Origin of the sequence: Pseudomonas sp. QL9 (genome assembly GCF_041409665.1) — a bacterium.
GTDB lineage: Bacteria > Pseudomonadota > Gammaproteobacteria > Pseudomonadales > Pseudomonadaceae > Pseudomonas > Pseudomonas knackmussii.
On sequence record NZ_CP166971.1, the window covers coordinates 1,736,372 to 1,755,601 of the forward strand.

At 66.7% G+C, this 19,230-nt stretch carries 19 protein-coding genes; 14 read left to right on the forward strand and 5 right to left on the reverse strand.

The window, feature by feature from the left end; genetic code table 11:
* Positions 1–2 precede the first annotated feature (2 nt).
* On the forward strand, positions 3–761 hold the full coding sequence (gene olsB / locus ACA097_RS08135; RefSeq protein WP_043249350.1) for an L-ornithine N(alpha)-acyltransferase: 759 nt from the start codon (positions 3–5) through the stop codon (positions 759–761).
* A complete protein-coding gene (locus ACA097_RS08140; protein WP_371369638.1) occupies positions 758–1,525 on the forward strand; it encodes a lysophospholipid acyltransferase family protein in 768 nt (255 codons plus the stop codon). The genes olsB and ACA097_RS08140 overlap by 4 nt, the downstream gene beginning before the upstream one ends.
* Before the next feature lie 150 nt (positions 1,526–1,675).
* On the opposite strand, the gene ACA097_RS08145 is transcribed toward ACA097_RS08140, so the two are convergent.
* Together ACA097_RS08145 and ACA097_RS08150 are read right to left on the reverse strand one after the other, a co-directional pair.
* A complete protein-coding gene (locus ACA097_RS08145) occupies positions 1,676–2,542 on the reverse strand; it encodes a universal stress protein (RefSeq protein ID WP_371369640.1) in 867 nt (288 codons plus the stop codon).
* Between the two features lie 74 nt (positions 2,543–2,616).
* The gene (locus tag ACA097_RS08150) at positions 2,617–3,210 is read right to left on the reverse strand and encodes an ACP phosphodiesterase (RefSeq protein ID WP_371369642.1); all 594 of its coding nucleotides are present in this window, start codon (positions 3,208–3,210) and stop codon (positions 2,617–2,619) included.
* 218 nt (positions 3,211–3,428) lie between these two features.
* Between ACA097_RS08150 and ACA097_RS08155 the strand changes: the two genes are divergently transcribed.
* From ACA097_RS08155 to ACA097_RS08165, 3 genes are read left to right on the forward strand one after another with little or no spacing between them, the layout of a single operon-like run.
* Entirely contained in the window at positions 3,429–3,740 is a 312-nt protein-coding gene (locus ACA097_RS08155) for a helix-turn-helix transcriptional regulator (RefSeq protein ID WP_043249342.1), read from the forward strand.
* Positions 3,741–3,787: 47 nt separating this feature from the next.
* Complete coding sequence (locus ACA097_RS08160) at positions 3,788–4,951, forward strand: MFS transporter (protein ID WP_371369645.1); 1,164 nt, start codon at positions 3,788–3,790, stop codon at positions 4,949–4,951.
* A 34-nt stretch (positions 4,952–4,985) separates the two neighbouring features.
* Positions 4,986–6,035, forward strand: coding sequence for an alkene reductase (locus ACA097_RS08165; RefSeq protein WP_043249337.1), 1,050 nt, complete (start codon positions 4,986–4,988; stop codon positions 6,033–6,035).
* Between the two features lie 82 nt (positions 6,036–6,117).
* Here ACA097_RS08165 and ACA097_RS08170 read toward each other — a convergent pair whose 3' ends face one another.
* The gene (locus ACA097_RS08170) at positions 6,118–6,975 is read right to left on the reverse strand and encodes an ATPase (protein WP_371369647.1); all 858 of its coding nucleotides are present in this window, start codon (positions 6,973–6,975) and stop codon (positions 6,118–6,120) included.
* A 259-nt stretch (positions 6,976–7,234) separates the two neighbouring features.
* Between ACA097_RS08170 and ACA097_RS08175 the strand changes: the two genes are divergently transcribed.
* Positions 7,235–7,525, forward strand: coding sequence for a hypothetical protein (locus ACA097_RS08175; RefSeq protein WP_043256919.1), 291 nt, complete (start codon positions 7,235–7,237; stop codon positions 7,523–7,525).
* Positions 7,526–7,551: 26 nt separating this feature from the next.
* Here ACA097_RS08175 and ACA097_RS08180 read toward each other — a convergent pair whose 3' ends face one another.
* Positions 7,552–8,550, reverse strand: a complete 999-nt coding sequence (locus ACA097_RS08180; RefSeq protein WP_371369649.1) for an NAD-dependent epimerase/dehydratase family protein — start codon at positions 8,548–8,550, stop codon at positions 7,552–7,554.
* 95 nt (positions 8,551–8,645) lie between these two features.
* Positions 8,646–9,551: a LysR family transcriptional regulator ArgP gene (locus ACA097_RS08185; RefSeq protein ID WP_371370495.1), complete on the reverse strand. Its 906-nt coding sequence runs from the start codon at positions 9,549–9,551 to the stop codon at positions 8,646–8,648.
* 101 nt (positions 9,552–9,652) lie between these two features.
* Between ACA097_RS08185 and ACA097_RS08190 the strand changes: the two genes are divergently transcribed.
* The 8 genes from ACA097_RS08190 to ACA097_RS08225 all read left to right on the forward strand — a co-directional run bounded on the left by ACA097_RS08190 (position 9,653) and on the right by ACA097_RS08225 (position 19,130).
* Positions 9,653–10,057 (forward strand): ACT domain-containing protein, encoded by a 405-nt coding sequence (locus tag ACA097_RS08190; RefSeq protein ID WP_043249329.1) that lies wholly within the window; start codon positions 9,653–9,655, stop codon positions 10,055–10,057.
* 2 nt (positions 10,058–10,059) lie between these two features.
* On the forward strand, positions 10,060–10,662 hold the full coding sequence (locus tag ACA097_RS08195) for a LysE/ArgO family amino acid transporter (protein ID WP_043249328.1): 603 nt from the start codon (positions 10,060–10,062) through the stop codon (positions 10,660–10,662).
* A gap of 302 nt (positions 10,663–10,964) precedes the next feature.
* Complete coding sequence (sodB, locus tag ACA097_RS08200; RefSeq protein WP_043249327.1) at positions 10,965–11,546, forward strand: superoxide dismutase [Fe]; 582 nt, start codon at positions 10,965–10,967, stop codon at positions 11,544–11,546.
* 193 nt (positions 11,547–11,739) lie between these two features.
* Positions 11,740–13,815: a putative bifunctional diguanylate cyclase/phosphodiesterase gene (locus tag ACA097_RS08205; RefSeq protein WP_371369652.1), complete on the forward strand. Its 2,076-nt coding sequence runs from the start codon at positions 11,740–11,742 to the stop codon at positions 13,813–13,815.
* A 126-nt stretch (positions 13,816–13,941) separates the two neighbouring features.
* Positions 13,942–15,276 (forward strand): imelysin family protein, encoded by a 1,335-nt coding sequence (locus ACA097_RS08210; protein WP_371369654.1) that lies wholly within the window; start codon positions 13,942–13,944, stop codon positions 15,274–15,276.
* A 174-nt stretch (positions 15,277–15,450) separates the two neighbouring features.
* Complete coding sequence (locus ACA097_RS08215; protein WP_371369656.1) at positions 15,451–16,872, forward strand: di-heme oxidoredictase family protein; 1,422 nt, start codon at positions 15,451–15,453, stop codon at positions 16,870–16,872.
* Between the two features lie 10 nt (positions 16,873–16,882).
* Entirely contained in the window at positions 16,883–17,944 is a 1,062-nt protein-coding gene (locus tag ACA097_RS08220; protein WP_371369658.1) for an imelysin family protein, read from the forward strand.
* Positions 17,945–18,032: 88 nt separating this feature from the next.
* Positions 18,033–19,130 (forward strand): DUF1513 domain-containing protein, encoded by a 1,098-nt coding sequence (locus tag ACA097_RS08225; protein ID WP_371369660.1) that lies wholly within the window; start codon positions 18,033–18,035, stop codon positions 19,128–19,130.
* Positions 19,131–19,230 lie beyond the last annotated feature (100 nt).

The following is a 19,230-nucleotide window of genomic DNA, read 5'->3' on the forward strand; positions in this document are numbered from 1 at the left end:
GCATGACCCAGATCGCCCGCTCCAGCGACACCCCGAGCGAACGCCGCCTGAAAGCCGTCCGCCTGTACGGCGAAGCCGCTCTGCGCGAAGCCCAGGCGCTGCGCTACCGAGTCTTCAGCACCGAGTTCGACGCCCGCCTGAACGGCGCGGAGCTTGGCCTGGACATGGACGACTACGACCGTCACTGCCAGCACATCGGCGTGCGCGACGAGAACAGCGGCGCCCTGGTCGCCACCACGCGCCTGCTCGACCACCGCGCCGCCGAACGCCTCGGGCGCTTCTACAGCGAAGAGGAATTCCACCTCGACGGCCTGGGCGACCTGCAGGGCCCGGTGCTGGAGATCGGCCGCACCTGCGTCGACCCGGCCTACCGCAACGGCGCCACCATTGCCGTGCTCTGGGGCGAGCTGGCCGAAGTGCTCAACGAAGGCGGTTATCGCTACCTGATGGGCTGCGCCAGCATTCCCATGCGCGATGGCGGCCTGCAGGCGCACGCGGTGATGCAGCGTCTGCGCGATCGCTACCTGTGCCAGGAAAACCTGCGCGCCGAGCCGAAGACCCCGCTGCCGGCCGGCCAGGAAGTCCCGGAAAACCTCACCGCCGAACTGCCGCCGCTGCTCAAGGCCTACATGCGCCTGGGCGCGAAGATCTGCGGCGAGCCCTGCTGGGACCCGGATTTCCAGGTCGCCGACGTGTTCATCCTGCTCAAGCGCGACGAGCTGTGCCCGCGCTACGCCCGGCACTTCAAGGCGGCCGTATGATGCGCTGCTACCTGCGGATCGCCCGCCTGCTCGGCGTGCTCGGCCTCGGTATCGTGCTCGGTGCCTGGGTCGCGCTGCTCGAACGCCTGCCCGGCTACGACTGGACCTTCCTGCGCCAGGGTCTGACCCGCTGGTGGCTGGCCCGCCTGCGCCGCGCCCTGCCCTTCCGCATCCGCGTGCATGGCGAGCTGCCGGGCGAAACCGCGCTCTGGGTCAGCAACCATGTGTCCTGGGTCGACATTCCCCTGCTCGGCGCGCTGGCGCCGATGACCTTCCTGTCCAAGGCCGAAGTGCGCCAATGGCCGGTGGCCGGTTGGCTCGCCGAGAAGGCCGGCACGCTGTTCATTCGCCGCGGCTCGGGCGACAGCGCGAACCTCGGCCAGCAGATCGCCGGCGCACTGATGATGGGTCGTTCGACGCTGATCTTCCCGGAAGGCACCACCACCGACGGTAGCGGCCTGCGCACCTTCCATGGGCGCCTGCTGTCCGGCGCCATCGACGCCGGCGTGCCGTTGCAGCCGGTCGCCCTGCGCTACCTGCGCAATGGCGAACCCTGCAACCTGGCGCCCTTCATCGGCGACGACGACCTGCTCAGCCACCTGCTGCGGCTGTTCCGCAACGACCGCGGCACGGTGGAAATCCACCTGCTCGAACCGTTGCCGAGCTTCGGGCGCAACCGTGCGCAGCTGGCTCAACAGGCGCGCGCAGCCATCGGTCAGGTGATCTACGGGGAAGTCGCGCAGCCGCTGGAAATGGCTGCCTGAGAGAAGAATCGAACCTGCCGCGCACCACGGCGGGCAGGTTCTGCCCCGATCCAGGCCACGGAAGGCCGGTCATCGACTGGAAAGAAAGCGCCCGCCTTGCAGCGGGCGCTGTGCTTTCCGGGCAACGACGGACGATTCCGCAGCGCCGAATCAATCGCCGGCTGGCGGCGGCACGACCAGGATGTCGCAATCCAGTTCGCGCAGGGCGTAGTCGGCAACACTGCCGATCAGTGCTCGCTTGATCCCGCCCATCCCCCGGGTTCCCATCACCAGCAGGTCCGGCCGATGCTTGCCCACCATGCGCTCGAGCACATTGCCCGGCAGGCCGACCGCGACCAGTTGCTCGTCGATCAGGGGCTCCAGTTGTTGCTCACGGATGAACGCCTTGAGCTCGTCCACCGCCTGCCGAGTCTCGGTGCCGACGAACTCGTCGATGCGCTCCTCGCTGACACCCGAGTACTGCATCATGCCCTTGGCCAGCGGGCTGAAGGCATAGACGCCACGGCACACCGCCCCCTGCAGCAGACCCAGGCGTTCGGCGACGTGCACCGCATTGGCCGAAGCGGGCGACGTGTCCAGCGCCAGCAGCAAGTCGCGGTAGTCGCGCTCGGCCGGCTGGTTGACCATCAGCACCGGCAGCCGACCGCTGCGCAGCACGCGTTCGACCGTGGTGCCGACGAAGATGTCGCGCAGCAGGCTCTTGCGATGACTGCCCACCAATAGCAGGTCGGAGTCCTCTTCCAACGCGCAGGCGACGATCTTCTGGTTCGGATCGCCCACCTCGACACGGATGCGCGGGCAACTGCCGCCCAGGGTGGTCAGCTCGACCAGGCGCGCCTCGAGGATCAGGCGTACCTGGGTGACTTCCTGCTCGACCAGGCCCGCGGGCTGGTCCTCGTCCACCACGTGAAGCAGGGTCCATGGACAGCCGAAGCGCTTGGCCAGCGCCGCCCCTCGCTGCAGGGCCTTCTCCGAGCGCTGCGACAGGTCCGTGGCAATCATCAATGATCTCAACATGCTCCACCTCCTCTTTCCGTCGTCGATGGGTATTGCATCCCTTCTGCACCTGCAGACGCTTGATGCATATCAAGTCATGGCCGATCCGCGGCGATTTCCTCGAGCGAGCGCACATGCGCCAGCAACGCCGGGTAGAACTCGCGGAAGTCGGCGCTGAGCGGCTCGTACAGCCCCTGCAGTTCAATCCAGGCGCCATCGAGCAGCGTCGGCCGCGACAGTCGCCGGGCCATGCCCTGCACCACGTCCTGCAGCACGACGAAGTCGCGGTAGCTGCCCAGCCAGTCCTGCGCGGCCATGCGCGGTGCGATCCGCGCCAGGCGCTCGGGCAGCGACGGCGTGGTGCTCAGAACACCATAGACGCGCTGTGTGAATGCGTTCAGCGACTCGTCGCTGAACTGCTCCCAGTCACGCGCCAGGCAGTGGTCGAAGAAGACGTCCAGCAGCACCCCGGCCATGCGCCGCCGCTCGCCGGGGAAGCGCGCCTTGGCGGCGTGGATCAGCGGATGGCTGTCGGTGAAGGCGTCGATGCGCCGATGCAGGCGGATGGCGGCCTCGATGTCCGCCGGCCAGGCCCCGGCGAGCGGTCCCTTGACGAAATCGCCGTAGAGGCTGCCGAGCAGTTGGGCGGGCTGCGAGCCGCCGAGGTGGAGGTGGGCTAGGTAGTTCATGAACCGAGCTTAACGCGAATGTAGGAAATCGTCGTAGGAGCGAGCTTGCTCGCGAACAGCTCTGGTCCAAAGAGCTTCGCGAGCAAGCTCGCTCCTACGGACGGCCATGTCGATGGCTACTATCAAGCGGGTCGATGATCAGTATCGGCCCAAACGAATTCATATCGTTTTTCCACGATATATAGTTCGTTCCCAAGCGATACATACGAAGCCCCCACATGAACGACACGCCCGACTTCGACGAGATCTTCAAGGCCCTGGCCCACCCGGTGCGGCGCGACATCCTGCGCTGGCTGAAGGATCCGGAGCGCTTCTTCGACGAGCAGGAGCACCAACCGTTCGACATCGGGGTCTGCGCCGGGAAGATCGACCAGCGCACCGGGTTGTCGCAATCCACCGTCTCGGCGCATCTGGCCACCCTCCAGCGCGCCGGTCTGGTGACCAGCAGAAAAGTCGGCCAGTGGCACTTCTTCAGACGCAACGAAGAAACCATCCAGGCCTATGTCCGCCATCTGAGCGAAGCGCTGTAAGTACAGCGAACTGCCTACACATCCCATTCGTTTCCAGGAGCAGGCGCATGCCTACATCGCTTCTCGTCCTCGCCTTGTCCGCGTTTGCCATCGGCACCACGGAATTCGTCATCATGGGCCTGCTGCCCGATGTTGCTGGCGACCTTGGCGTCTCCATTCCCACCGCCGGCTGGCTGGTCAGCGGCTATGCCTTCGGCGTCGCCATCGGCGCCCCCATCATGGCGCTGCTCACCGCCAAGCTGCCACGCAAGCGCGCCCTGCTGATGCTCATGGGCGTGTTCATCCTCGGCAACCTGCTGTGCGCCGTCGCCGCCGGCTACGACATGCTGATGCTGGCGCGGATCGTCACCTCGCTCTGCCATGGCGCCTTCTTCGGCATCGGCTCGGTGGTCGCCGCCAGCCTGGTGCCGGCCAACCGCAAAGCCTCCGCCGTGGCCCTGATGTTCACCGGCCTGACTCTGGCCAACGTGCTCGGTGTGCCGCTGGGCACCGCCCTCGGCCAGGCCACCGGCTGGCGCTCGACCTTCTGGGTGGTGACCGGCCTCGGTGTGCTCGCCCTGATCGGCCTGTGGCGCATCCTGCCGGCCGGCCACGACGAAGAAGCGGTCGATCTGCGTCAGGAAACGGCTGCCCTGCGCAGCGGCCCACTGTGGCTGGCGCTGGGCACCACCGTGCTGTTCTCCGCCGCGGTCTTCGCCCTGTTCACCTACGTCGCGCCGCTGCTCGGTGAAGTCACCGGCGTATCGCCGCGCGGCGTGACCTGGACCCTGGTGCTGATCGGCCTGGGCCTGACCTTCGGCAATATCCTCGGCGGCCGCCTGGCCGACTGGCGCCTGGGCACCACCCTGGCCGGCGTGTTCGCTGCCATGGCGGTGGTCTCGGCAGTACTCAGCTGGACCAGCCATTCGCTGCTCGCCGCGGAAATCACCCTGTTCATCTGGGCCGCGGCCGCCTTCGCCGCCGTACCGGCCCTGCAGGTCAACGTGGTGCGTGTCGGCCAGGCCGCACCGAACCTGGTAGCCACCCTGAACATCGGCGCCTTCAACGTCGGCAACGCCTTCGGCGCCTGGGTCGGCGGCAGCGTCATCGACCACGGCCTGGGCCTGACCCGCGTGCCGCTGGCCGCCGCCGTCCTCGCTGTACTCGCGCTGATCGCCGTGATGTTCGCCTTCAGCGGCAAGCCCAACCAAGCACAACCCGTTCTCGACTGAACCCAACGCACACCCCGTACCGGAGCATCCCCCAATGACTACGCTCTTCGACCCGATCCAACTTGGCGACCTGCAACTGCCCAACCGCATCATCATGGCCCCGCTGACCCGTTGCCGCGCCGACGAAGGCCGCGTGCCCAACGCGCTGATGGCCGAGTACTACGCGCAGCGCGCCGATGCCGGCCTGATCCTCAGCGAAGCCACCTCGGTGACCCCGCTGGGCGTCGGCTACCCCGACACCCCCGGCATCTGGTCCGACGACCAGGTGCGTGGCTGGAGCAACGTGACCAAGGCGGTCCACGCCAACGGCGGCCGCATCATGCTGCAGCTGTGGCACGTCGGCCGTATCTCCGACCCGCTGTACCTGAACGGTGAAACCCCGGTAGCGCCCAGCGCCATCAAGCCGGCCGGCCACGTCAGCCTGGTGCGCCCGGTGAAGGAGTTCGTCACCCCGCGCGCCCTTGAGACCGAAGAGATCGCCGACATTGTCGAGGCTTACCGCCAGGGCGCCGAGAACGCCAAGGCCGCCGGCTTCGACGGCGTGGAGATCCACGGCGCCAACGGCTACCTGCTCGACCAGTTCCTGCAGAGCAGCACCAACCAGCGCACCGACCAGTACGGCGGCTCGGTCGAGAACCGCGCGCGCCTGCTGCTGGAAGTCACCGATGCCGCCATCGAAGTCTGGGGCGCCGGTCGCGTCGGCGTGCACCTGGCGCCGCGCATGGACTCCCATGACATGGGCGACTCCGATCCGCTGGGCACCTTCGGCTACGTGGCCCGCGAGCTGGGCAAGCGCGGCGTGGCCTTCATCTTCACCCGCGAGAAGGAAGGCCCGGACAGCATCGGCCCGAAACTGAAGGAAATCTTCGGCGGCCCGTACATCGCCAACGAGCGCTTCACCAAGGCCAGCGCGAGCGAATGGCTGGCCAGCGGCAAGGCCGACGCGGTGTCCTTCGGCATCCCATTCATCGCCAACCCGGACCTGGTCACCCGCCTGCGCACCGACGCGCCGTGGAACGAGCCGCGCCCGGAAACCTTCTACGCCAAGGGCGCGGTCGGTTACCTGGACTACCCGCGCCTGTAAGCGGCGGCACTAGCCCATAAAGAGAAAGGCCCCCGGTTGCCAGGCAATCGGGGGCCTTTTCAACTCAGCGCTCAGTCAGCGTTTACTGCGCCTGGCCACCCGTGAGCTGGCGCTGCAGGTTCTGCACCTGCGCCTGCAAGGTGTTGATGTTGCGCATCACCTGGCTGCGGAAGGCATCGAACTCGGCAGTGCTGGCGCCCTGCGCGTTCTGCTTCGGCTGGCTTTCAACTTCGCTGCGCAGCACCAGCAGGTCGTCCTGGATGCTCTTGATCGACTCGGCCTGGTTGCCCTGCTTCTTCAGCGCGGCGACTTCGCTGCTAAGGCTCTTGATCTGCTCGTTGGCGCTGGCCAGGTCGCCCTGCAGGCCCTTGACCTTGCCCTGCTCGTCCGAAAGCGCCTTGAGCTTGGCGTCAAGCTGCGCGATCAGTTGCGCGGCGCTTTGCTGTTGTGCCTTGAGCTCGTTACCGAGCTGGTCGAGACGCTTGGCCTGCTGGCCGTCGATCTGGGTCAGCGATGCCTGCTGCTGGCGCGCCTGTTCGCTGAGCTTGCCCTGCAGCTGCTTGACCTGCAGCTTGAGCTGTTCGCGGTCGGCGGTGACCGACGACTCGCTGGAAACGAACTTGCCGCGGATGTCGTCCAGGCGCCCGGAGGCTTCCTCGCTGATCTTGGCAAAGCTTTCCTGGGTGGCGATCAGTTGCTGCTCCATCAGCGTCAGCTGCTGGTGGCTCCACCAGGCCACGCCGCCCAGGGCGATGGCCATGGCCGCGACCAGCGCCCACAGCGGGCCGGTGCTGCCGCCACGCGGCTTGGGATCGGGCGCCAGGCGTTTGCCATCGGACTCGTAGACGCGACGCGGATGGTGGTCGAACTCCTCGCGGTCGGCGGCATCGGTGGTCAAGCTGGGAACATTGTCGAATTCGTCGAACGTATCGTTACGCATGGAAGGAACCTGTGGGGAAGCGGCTTGGCGCCTGCGCAGGAGCGCAGTATATCCGTTCGCGCCGACGCCATGGCATCGCGCCATCGGGGAGCGCGGCGCACCGTGGCGGCGCGTTTTCGCAGCGGCAAAGACCACGGCGGATGCCCACTGGTTCCCGCCAGAGCGCGAAAACACTGGCCAGTAGACACTATGGCATATGCCTTGCTCCACCCCTTCGCCGGCGCCACTGGGGCGCTATCTGCGGGGAGGGAGTTGGGTGATCGAATTCAACAAGGCCATCCTGGACTGCATGCGCGAACTGCGCCGCCGTCTGCGCGAAGAACAGGCGCTGGACATCCAGTTCCAGCAAACCGATGCCGTTACGCTGATGCTGCGTGCCTGCGAGACCTCCGCCCAGGAGAGCACCCGCGAGCTGGGCCAGCGCTTGAGCGAACTCAGCGGCGTAAGACTGTCGCGGGTGGTGCAGGAGCCGAGCTTCCTGCCTACGCAGGGCGGCAGCGAGCAACAGTATTCGGGGCCGCTGCGCGGGGGCGCCCGCGCTTCGAGGTAGGTGTATCGGCGTATAACCGCGAACGGTTATACGCCCTGCGCCCCCTTCTGTTTCCACCAGTCGCAGAACTCGTCCAGCGCATCCCACAGGCTGGCGCGCGGGTCGTAGTCGAGGAACTGCCGGGCGCGGCTGATATCCAGGCTGAAGTCCTTGGCCAGCACCGCCATGCCCATGCGCGTCAGGGTCGGCTCCGGTCGGCCGGGCTTGAGGTAGCTGACGCCTTCGCTGATAGCCGCCACCGTGTACGCCAGCGGGTATGGCATGTGTCCTTTCACAGGTGGTAGATCGAGGCGGCGCAGCACGTAATTGACGACATCCCACAGCGGAATCGGCTGGCCGTTGCTGATGTTGTAGGCCTGGCCGAGCGCCGGGCCGGTGGCCAGCAGCGCGCTGAACAGGGCGTCGTTGAGGTTCTGGATGCTGGTGAAATCGACCTTGTTCAAGCCGTTGCCGATGACCTTCAGCTTGCCCTTGCGCTGCGCCGCGATCAGCCGCGGGAAGATGCTGGTGTCGCCGGCGCCGGTGACGAAGCGCGGACGCAGCGCCAAGACCTCCAGGCCGAACTCGGCGGCGCCGAGGGCGACTTTCTCGGACTCGTACTTGGTCGATCCGTAGTGGTTGGCGAAGCGGGTCGGCACCTGCGCCTCGGTGATACCGACATGCGCCTGGCCATCGAAATAGATGGAAGGGGAAGACAGGTGCACCAAGCGGCGCACGCCCTGCTTCAGGCAGGCTTCGACGATGGACTCGGTCATCACCACGTTGGCCTGGTGGAACGACTCCAATGGTCCCCACACACCAACCGCACCGGCGCAATGCACTACCGCGTCCACTCCCGCGCACAGCTGGCGAACCAGCGCCGGGTCGTTAAGGTCGCCCGGCATGAACTCCGCGCCGCGCTTGACCAGGGGCTCCAGCGCCTCGGCACGGCGGCCGTTGACCCGCACCGCCAGGCCTTGCTCCAGGGCGAAACGAGCGAAACGTCCACCGATGAACCCGCTGGCCCCGGTCACCAGAATCTTCATGCACGCACCCCCTTGTATTTGTTGTGCGCCGAATCTAGCAGGCCGCAGGCTCCATGACTCTGGCCGCGCACGCCAGATCGACGTCCTTGCGAGCCTCAACCGCCAGCGATGGGCACCAGTTGCTCGGGCGCGTGGCGCAATAGATGGTCGGTGAGCGCACCGAGCAATTCGCCGCCATTGCGCCAGTGGTGCCAGTAGAGCGGCACGTCGATCACCCGCCCCGGCAGCAAGTCGACCAACTCGCCACGCGCCAGCTCGCCGCGAACCTGCTGTTCGGGAACCAGGCCCCAGCCGAGATCGCCGCAAGTCATGCGCACGAAGCCCTCCGAAGAAGGGCACAGGTGATAAAGGAAGCGTCCATCCACGCCCAACTCGGCCAGGTAGCGGTGCTGCAATTGGTCGTCCGGGCCGTAGACGATGGCCGGTGCCCGTAGCAGGGCCTCGGGGCGCACGCCGTCGGGGAAATGCCGGGCAATGAAAGCCGGGCTGGCCAGGCCGCGATAGCGCATGGCGCCCAGCGCTTCGCTGCGTGCTCCAGCTACAGGTCGCGGACTGCCGCAGACGCAGCCGGCCACTTCGCCCGCACGCATGCGCTTGAGGCCGACTTCCTGGTCTTCCACCACCAGGTCGAGCAACACCCGCCGCTCGGCGCAAAAGGCGCCGACCGCACCGGCCCACCAGGTCGCCAGGCTGTCGGCGTTCAATGCCAGGCGCAGGCGCTCGGGCGAGCCGCCTTCGTCCAACGCCGGCACCCATTGCTGCAGATCGCCTTCGAGCAAACGCACCTGCTGCACATGGTTGAGCAGGCGGCGCCCCAACTCCGTCGGTTGCGGCCGCGCCGCACGCACCAGCACCGGCTGGCCGACGCGCGCTTCAAGCAGCTTGATCCGTTGCGAAATGGCCGACTGCGACAACCCCAGCGCCTGGGCGCCCCGCTCGAAACCGCCCTGCTCCACCACGGCAGCGAGCGCCGCCAGCAACTTGTAGTCGAACATGATCAGAATTCCTAATGCGCCATAACCATGATTCGTTTTTCTTATACAGACGAACCCCTCAGACTGGCCAGCATTCCCGCTCGATAGACCCTGAAGGAGCCGCTCCCATGGCTGGCGAAACCTCCCTTTCCGCGCTGCTGCGCGAAATGAAGCCGGTGCTCAATCCCGGCGAATACGTGTTCTGCACCCTGCCCGGCACGCAGATACCAGCCGACGCCGAAGTGATCGGCAGCTTCCGCGAGCGCGAAGGACTGACGCTGATCCTCCCTCGCGCCGAGGCCGAGCGCCTGGACCTGGCCTACGACTACGTCGCCGCCTGGCTGACCCTCGAAGTGCATTCGGCGCTTCAGGCCGTGGGGCTGACCGCTGCCGTCGCCGGCGCGCTCGCCGAAGCAGGAATCAGCTGCAATGTCATCGCCGGCTACTTCCACGATCACCTGTTCGTCGCCCACCGCGACGGCGCGCCGGCCGTCGAAGTGCTGCGGCGCCTGTCCGCCGAAGAGAGGGCCTGAACATGTGGCAGAGCTACCTGAACGGGCTGCTGATGGCAGCAGGGCTGATCATCGCCATCGGCGCGCAGAACGCCTTCGTCCTGGCGCAGAGCCTGCGTCGCGAGCATCACCTGTCGGTGGCCCTGCTCTGCGTGCTGTGCGACGCCATCCTGGTCAGCGCCGGGGTGTTCGGCCTGGCGCGGATCCTGGCGGAGAACCCTACGCTGCTCGCCATCGCGCGCTGGGGCGGCGTGATCTTCCTCGTCTGGTACGGGTTCAAGGCGCTGCACCGCGCCCTTTCCCCCCAGGCCATGGCCGAAGCCAGCGAAACCGGGCCACGCTCGCGCCGCGCAGTGCTGATGGCGGCGCTGGCGGTGACCTTGCTGAACCCGCACGTGTACCTCGATACCGTACTGCTGATCGGCTCCCTCGGCGCCCAGCAGGCCGCGCCCGGCGCCTACGCCATGGGTGCCGCCAGCGCCTCGCTGCTGTGGTTCTTCACCCTCGCCCTCGGCGCCGCCTGGCTCTCGCCCTGGCTGGCGCGGCCGACCACCTGGCGCCTGGTCGACCTGATGGTCGCGGTGATGATGCTGGGCATGGCCAGCCAGTTGGTGCTCGCCAACTGAACACGGCGGGCACACGCACGACGCTTTGTCATGCTTGCCCGCCGATACTTCGCGAATGCCACGCAAGGCCGCTGCCGGGGCGTTTGCCCCTACAGTTGATGCGTGGATATGCCGGGGGGCCGGTGCTATGATCCGACGTTCGCGGCGCCAGCTAGCTAGGCCGGCTGGACGCACCCGGCGCGCACTTCGCTCATCGTTGCGGAGCGCTACGCACGGATGCCGCGACACCCACCGAACCGGCCCCGTGTACCGGTCGCGCGTTCGCCGCGCTAGCCCAGACCTGAGGAAGAAGGAGAGACACCATGGCTTTCGAATTGCCGCCGCTGCCTTACGCGAAGAATGCCCTTGAGCCGCACATTTCGGCGGAAACCCTGGAATACCACCACGACAAGCACCACAACACCTACGTCGTGAACCTGAACAACCTGGTCCCCGGCACCGAATTCGAAGGCAAGAGCCTGGAAGACATCGTCAAGACCTCTTCCGGCGGCATCTTCAACAACGCGGCCCAAGTGTGGAACCACACCTTCTACTGGAACTGCCTGAGCCCCAACGGCGGTGGCCAGCCCACCGGCGCCCTGGCTGATGCCATCAACGCCGCCTTCGGTTCCTTCGACAAGTTCAAGGAAGAGTTCACCAAGACTTCCGTCGGCACCTTCGGTTCCGGCTGGGGCTGGCTGGTGAAGAAGGCCGACGGCTCCCTGGCCCTGGCCAGCACCATCGGCGCCGGCTGCCCGCTGACCAGCGGCGACACCCCGCTGCTGACCTGCGACGTATGGGAACACGCCTACTACATCGACTACCGCAACCTGCGTCCGAAGTACGTAGAAGCGTTCTGGAACCTGGTGAACTGGGACTACGTAGCGCAGAACTTCGCTGCCTGATACCTTCACTGCTCCAGCGGAAACCCGGCCCTGTGCCGGGTTTCTGTTTTCTGCACCGGCGCGACCGCTGTCAGCTAACCTGAAAGTCGACGTCGTCAAGAAAACATGTGATGGCCCTTTGACGTCAAAGCGCCGTTTGCCAATACTCAGACCAGTCTCTCGCCGGATGGCGATGCACAAGGAAAGCAGCACCTTGAAACTGGACCCCCGGCACCGACTCTCACTGAAGCTGCTGCGCGTAGTTCTGCTCGCGGCGTTGGTGGTCGGCGTCGTCCTGAGTTGCGCACAGATCGTCTTCGATGCCTACAAGGCCCGCCAGGCCGTGCATTCCGATGCCCAACGCATCCTGGCCATGGTCCGCGACCCCTCGACCCAGGCGGTCTACAGTCTCGACCGCGACATGGCGATGCAGGTCCTCGAAGGCCTGTTCCAGCACGAGGCTGTGCGCTATGCCGCCATCGGCCACCCCGACGAACCTATGCTGGCGGAGAAGTCCCGCCCGCTGCTGGACAGCCCGACCCGCTGGCTCACCGACCCCATCCTCGGCCCCGAGCAGCACTATTCGATCCGCCTGGTCGGCCGCGGCGACCCGGGCGAGTACTACGGCGACCTGAAGATCACCCTGGACACCGCTCCCTACGGCCAGGACTTCGTCGTCACTTCGATCATCATTTTCATCTCCGGCATTCTCCGCGCCCTGGCCATGGCCCTGGTGCTGTTCCTGGTCTACCACTGGCTGCTGACCAAACCGCTCTGGCGGATCATCGACAACCTGTCGAGCATCAACCCCGACCGCCCCGGCGAGCACAAGCTGCCCATGCTTCAAGGCCACGAGCAGAACGAGCTCGGCCTGTGGATCAACACCGCCAACCAGTTGCTGGAATCCATCGAGCGCAACGGCCACCTGCGCCGCGAAGCCGAGGACAGCCTGCTGCGCATCTCCCAGTACGACTTCCTCACCGGCCTGCCGAACCGCAAGCTGCTGCAGCAGCGCCTGGACCAGATCCTCTCCGACGCCGGCCGCCTGGAGCACCGCGTGGCCGTGCTGTGCCTGGGCCTGGACGACTTCAAGGGCATCAACGAGCAGCACGGCTATCAGTTCGGCGACCAGTTGCTGATCGCCCTCGCCGACCGCCTGCGCGCCCACAGCGCCAATCTCGGCGCCCTGGCTCGCCTGGGCGGCGACCAGTTCACCCTGATCCAGGCCGACATCGAGCAACCCTACGAGGCGGCGGAACTGGCGCAACGGATCCTCGACGACCTCGAGCAGCCCTTCCAGCTCGACCAGCAGTCGGTCCAGCTGCGCGCCACCATCGGCATCACCCTCTACCCCGAAGACGGCGAGAGCACCGAGAAGCTGCTGCAGAAAGCCGAGCAGACCATGACCCTGGCCAAGACTCGCTCGCGCAACCGCTACCAGTTCTACATCGCCAGCGTCGACAGCGAGATGCGCCGCCGCCGCGAGCTCGAGAAGGACCTGCGCGACGCCCTGTCCCGCGACGAACTGCACCTGGTCTACCAACCGCAGGTGGACTACCGCGACCACCGGGTGGTCGGCGTCGAGGCCCTGCTGCGCTGGCAGCACCCGACCCAGGGCTGGGTCGCACCGGACCTGTTCATCCCGCTGGCGGAGCAGAACGGCAGCATCTTCGCCATCGGCGAGTGGGTGCTCGACCAGGCCTGCCGGCAACTGCGCGAATGGCATGACCAGGGCTTCGACGACCTGCGCATGGCCGTCAACCTGTCGACCATCCAGCTACGCCACAGCGCCCTGCCACGCGTAGTCAGCAACTTCCTGCAGATCCACCGCCTGCCGCCGCGCTCGCTGGAACTGGAAGTCACCGAAACCGGCCTGATGGAAGACATCTCCACCGCCGCCCAGCACCTGCTCAGCCTGCGCCGCGCCGGCGCACTGATCGCCATCGACGACTTCGGTACCGGCTACTCCTCGCTCAGCTACCTGAAGAGCCTGCCGCTGGACAAGATCAAGATCGACAAGAGCTTCGTGCAGGACCTCCTGCAGGACGACGACGACGCCACCATCGTCCGCGCCATCATCCAGCTCGGCAAAAGCCTCGGCATGCAGGTCATCGCCGAAGGCGTGGAGACCGTCGAGCAGGAGGCCTACATCATCGCCCAGGGTTGCCACGAGGGTCAGGGCTACCTCTACAGCAAGCCGCTGCCCGCCCGCGAGCTGACCCTCTACCTGAAGCAGGCGCGACGCCTGGTCGAAGCCGCCGGAAGCCCTCCCTCCATCGAACGACGCTGATCCCTGCCGGCCAGTGGCATGGCCAAACGCAATTGCGGCTTTTCAAAAATGCAAATCTTTCGCATTATGTTGCCGCTTTCGTTTGCGCTCCCCATTTCGCGCCATTTCCATGCAAAGGATCCCGTCATGACTCGTATGCCCTGGGCAACTGCCAGCCTGCTGGCCATCGCCATCTCTCTCGCCGGCTGCGGCGACGACAAGAAAGAAGCCGCCGCCCAAGCAGCCGCGCCCGCGGCCAGCACACAGAGCGCAGCGCCGGCGATCAAGGCCGACGAGGCAGCGGTCAAGGCGGTAGTGAAGAACTACGCAGATATCGCCGAAGCCGTGTACGGCGACTCCCTGAGCACCGCCAAGGCCCTGCAGACCGCCGTCGACGCGCTGATCGCCAAGCCCAGCGAAGCCAACCTGAAAGCCGCCCGCGAAGCCTGGCTGGCCGCCCGCGTCCCCTACTCGCAGAGCGAAGCCTTCCGCTTCGGCAACAAGGTCGTCGACGATTGGGAAGGCGCGATCAATGCCTGGCCGCTGGATGAAGGCCTGATCGACTACGTCGCCAAGGACTACCAGCACGCCGAGGGCAACCCGGCCGCCAGCGCCAACATCATCGCCAACACCGAGATCCAGGTCGGCGAAGACAAGATCGACGTGAAGGAAATCACCGGCGAGAAGCTGGCCAGCCTGAACGAAGTCGCCGGCTCCGAAGCCAACGTCGCCACCGGCTACCACGCCATCGAGTTCCTCCTCTGGGGCCAGGACCTGAACGGCAGCAACCCCGGCGCCGGCAACCGTCCGTACACCGACTACGCCCAAGGCAAGGACTGCACCAACGGCCATTGCGACCGTCGCGCCGCCTACCTGAAAGCCGCCACCGACCTGCTGGTGTCCAGCCTCGAAGAGATGGTCGGCAACTGGAAATCCGGCGTGGCCGATAACTACCGCGCCAAGCTGGAGGCCGACAACGCGTCCACCAACCTGCGCAAGATGTTCTTCGGCATGGGCAGCCTGTCCCTCGGCGAGCTGGCCGGCGAGCGCATGAAAGTGGCCCTGGAAGCCAACTCCACCGAAGACGAACACGACTGCTTCAGCGACAACACCCACCACACCCTGTACTTCGATGCCGCCGGCATCCGTAACGTCTACCTGGGCGAGTACAAGCGCGTGGATGGCAGCGTAGTGAAAGGCCCGAGCCTGTCCGAGCTGGTGGCCAAGGCCGACGCCCAGGCCAATGACACCCTGAAGGCCGACCTCGACGGCACCCAGGCGAAGATGCAGGCCATCGTCGACCGCGCGGAGAAAGACGGCGTGCACTTCGACCAGATGATCGCCCCGGCCGACGAGGCCGACCACAAGATCATCCGCGACGCCATCGCCTCGCTGGTCAAGCAGACCGGTTCGATCGAGAAAGCCGCCGCGGCTCTGGGCATCCAGGACCTCAAGCCGGACAACGCCGATCACCAGTTCTGATCGACCGCCACGACGCTGCGGCCCCTGGCCGCAGCAGTCTCCGGTACGCGCCAAGGCCCCGGCACTCGGGGCCTTGGCGTTTTTCGAAGCGCCAACGGCAAATAGAAATTTTTCGTATTTGAGTTTGCCCAACTGCTAAGATTGCCGCCCACTTCACCCACCTGGATCGCTCCGATGTATCGCCGTCCACGCCCCCTGCTCCTGGTTCCGCTGCTCGCCGCGCTCGCCCTTGCCGGTTGCAAGCCGGACCAGCCCAAGGCAGAGGCCGAGCCTGGCGAAGCCCTTTCCGGTGGTGCCGGCACCCTGTTCCAGAACGACCACAACGCCTTCTCGATGCCGGCGGCGAACCTCGCGCCGAGCCGCCGTCTGGACTTCAGCGTCGGCAACAGCTTCTTCCGCAATCCCTGGGTCATCGCCCCTTCGACCACCACGGCGCGCGACGGTCTGGGTCCGCTGTACAACACCAACGCCTGCCAGAACTGCCACATCAAGGACGGCCGTGGTCATCCACCGGGGCCGAACGACATCAACGCGGTATCCATGCTGGTGCGCCTGTCGATTCCCGCCGCCGCCGGCGACGCAGCGACCCTGCAGCGCCTGGGCGTGGTGCCCGAGCCGGTGTACGGCGGCCAGTTGCAGGACGCGGCCATTCCCGGGGTGGTTCCGGAAGCCCGCGTGCGGGTGGACTACGAGCCGCAGACGGTGACTTTCGCCGATGGCACCGAGGTCGAGCTGCGCAAACCGATCCTGCGCATTACCCGTCTCGGCTACGGGCCGATGCACCCCGAGACGATGTTCTCCGCCCGCATCGCCCCGCCGATGATCGGCCTGGGCCTGCTGGAAGCCATTCCCGAAGTGGCGATCCTGGCCAATGCCGATCCCAAGGATCTGAATGGCGACGGTATCCGTGGGCGCGCCAACCAGGTCTGGGACGATGCGGCACAGAAGACCGTGCTCGGCCGTTTCGGCTGGAAGGCCGGGCAACCGAGCGTGCCGCAGCAGAATGCCCATGCCTTCGCCAGCGACATGGGCCTGACCAGCGACCGCCTGCCCCACGACGATTGCACCGAGACCCAGACCGCCTGCCGCGAAGCCATCGACGGCGGCAAGCCCGAGGTCACCCGCAATATCTTCGACCCGATCCTGTTCTACACCCGCAACCTCGCGGTGCCGGCGCGGCGCAAGGTCGACGACCCGCAGGTGCTGGCTGGCAAGGCACTGTTCCACGAAGCCGGCTGCGCCGCCTGCCACATTCCCAAGTTCACCACCGACGCCGACGCTGCCGAGCCGGAGCTCGCCAACCAGGTCATCCGCCCGTACAGCGACCTGCTCTTGCACGACATGGGCGAAGGCCTCGCCGACAACCGCCCGGAATTCCTCGCCAGCGGCCGCGACTGGCGCACTGCGCCCCTGTGGGGCATCGGCCTGACCCAGGCGGTCAACGGCCACACCCAGTTCCTCCACGACGGCCGCGCCCGCAACCTGCTCGAAGCCGTGCTCTGGCATGGCGGCGAAGCCGAAGCCGCCAAGCAGCGCGTACTGGCCTTCGACGCCGAGCAGCGCAGCGCCCTGCTGGAATTCCTGAATTCACTCTAAGGAGCCGACCATGTTCCGCCCCCGACTACTGCTCACCAGCCTTGCCATCGCCCTCGGCGCCTGCTCGCCGCAGGACCCGCAGGCGACCACCAGCGCCGCGCTGGCGCAGCAGGTCATCCTGCCGGCCTATGGTCGTTGGGTCGACGCCGACCGCGCGCTGGCCTCCAGCGCCCTGGCTTTCTGCCAGGGCAAGGAAGACCTGGCCAAGGCGCGTGCCGACTTCGTCTCGGCACAGAAGGCCTGGGCCGAGCTGCAGCCGCTGCTGATCGGGCCACTGGCCGAAGGCAACCGGGCCTGGCAGATCCAGTTCTACCCGGACAAGAAGAACCTGGTCGCTCGCCAGGTCGAGCAACTGCTCAACGACAACCCGCAGATCGACCCGGCCGGCCTGGCCAAGTCCAGCGTCGTGGTGCAGGGCCTGACAGCCTACGAATACATCCTCTTCGACGCCAAGATCGACCTCGCCGACGCCGCCACCAAGGCGCGCTACTGCCCGCTGCTGGAAGCCATCGGCGCGCACCAGCAGGCCCTGGCCGAAGACATCCTGAGCCGCTGGAAGGCCGACAACGGCACCCTCGCGCAGATGAGCAAATTCCCTAACGCTCGCTATGCCGACGCCCACGAGGCCATCGCCGAGATGCTGCGCGTGCAGGTCACCGGCCTCGATCTGCTGAAGAAGAAGCTCGGCACGCCGCTGGGCCGCCAGAGCAAGGGCATCCCGCAACCGTTCCAGGCCGAGAACTGGCGCAGCGACACCTCGCTCGCCAGCCTGGAGTCCAGCCTCAACGGCGCCGAGGCGCTATGGAAGGGCACCGACGGCAAGGGCCTGCGCGGCCTGCTGCCGAGCGAGCAGAAAGACCTGGCCGGCAAGATCGACGCGGCCTATGCCGACGTCCACGGCAAGTTCGCCGCGCTCAAGCAGCCGCTGGGCGACCTGCTCAAGGATGACGCCGGCATCAAGCAGCTCAACGACCTGTACGACAGCCTGAACACCGTCCACCGCCTGCACGAGACCGACCTGGCCAAGGCCCTGGGCGTGCAGCTGGGCTTCAACGCCAACGACGGCGATTGATCGGCTGCGCGAGGGCCATGCGTCGTTGGACTCACGCACGGCCCCATGCTCGCCGGATCAAGGTGATTGAGAGAAAGAGGTGAACGCCATGTTGCGACGTCACGTGATCGGCCTGGGCAGCCTGCTGCTCGGCGCCCTCTCCTTCGGCGGCTGGACGCTGTCGCGCAAAGGCAAGGAGCCGTTGCTGCTGTCCGCCCGCGACGACGCGGATGGCAAGCACTACGCGGTCGGCTACCGTCTCGACGGCAGCTGCGTGTTCGTCACCGAGGTGGGCCTGCGCTGCCACGCCATCGTGCAGCATCCGCACCGGCCGCTGGCCCTCTTCGTCGCACGCCGACCGGGCCGCACCAGCTACCTGATCGACCTCGACAGCGGCTGCCTGCTGCAGTCCATCGACTCGCAGCCGAACCGCCACTTCTATGGCCACGGCGTTTGGCACAAGGACGGCGAATGGCTCTACGCCACCGAGAACGACACCAGCGATCCGGGCCGCGGCGTGCTGGGCCTATATCGCTTCGACGGCGAACGGCTGGCACACACCGGCGAAGTCCCGACCCACGGCCTGGGCCCCCACGAAGTGGCCTGGATGCCCGACGGCGAGACCCTGGTCGTGGCCAACGGCGGCATCCGCACCGAAGCCGAGAGCCGCGTAGAAATGAACCTCGACGCCATGGAACCGAGCCTGGTGCTGATGCGCCGCGACGGCGCGCTGCTCTCCAAGGAAACCCTGCCCCAGCAGATGAACAGCGTGCGTCACCTGGCCATCGCAAGCGACGGCACCATAGTCGCCTGCCAGCAGTACATGGGCGACGCCCACGAACGCGCCGACCTGCTCGCCATCAAGCGCCCGGGCCAGCCATTCCAGCCCTTCCCGCTGGCCGACGAGCAGCGCCAGGCGATGACCCAGTACACCGCCAGCGTGGCCGTGCACGACGAGCTGCGCCTGGTGGCGCTGACCGCGCCGCGCGGCAACCGTTTCTTCATCTGGGACCTCGACAGCGGCGCCCTGCGCCTGGACGCCCCGCTGCCCGACTGCGCCGGCGTCGGCGCGGTCAAGGACGGCTTCGTGGTCACCTCCGGGCAAGGCCGCTGCCGCCTCTACGACTGCCGCAAGGCCGAGATCGCCATGCAGCCGCTGCAACTGCCGCCGGCGTTCTGGGACAACCACCTGCACCTGGCTTCCTGATCCGCGCCAGGGCTTCCGTCGAAGCGTAACCAGACTCCTTCAGAATCTTCCGACACCGCTCGTCTGCCGCCTCTCATGCGGCGGCAGGCGCGGCCGATTT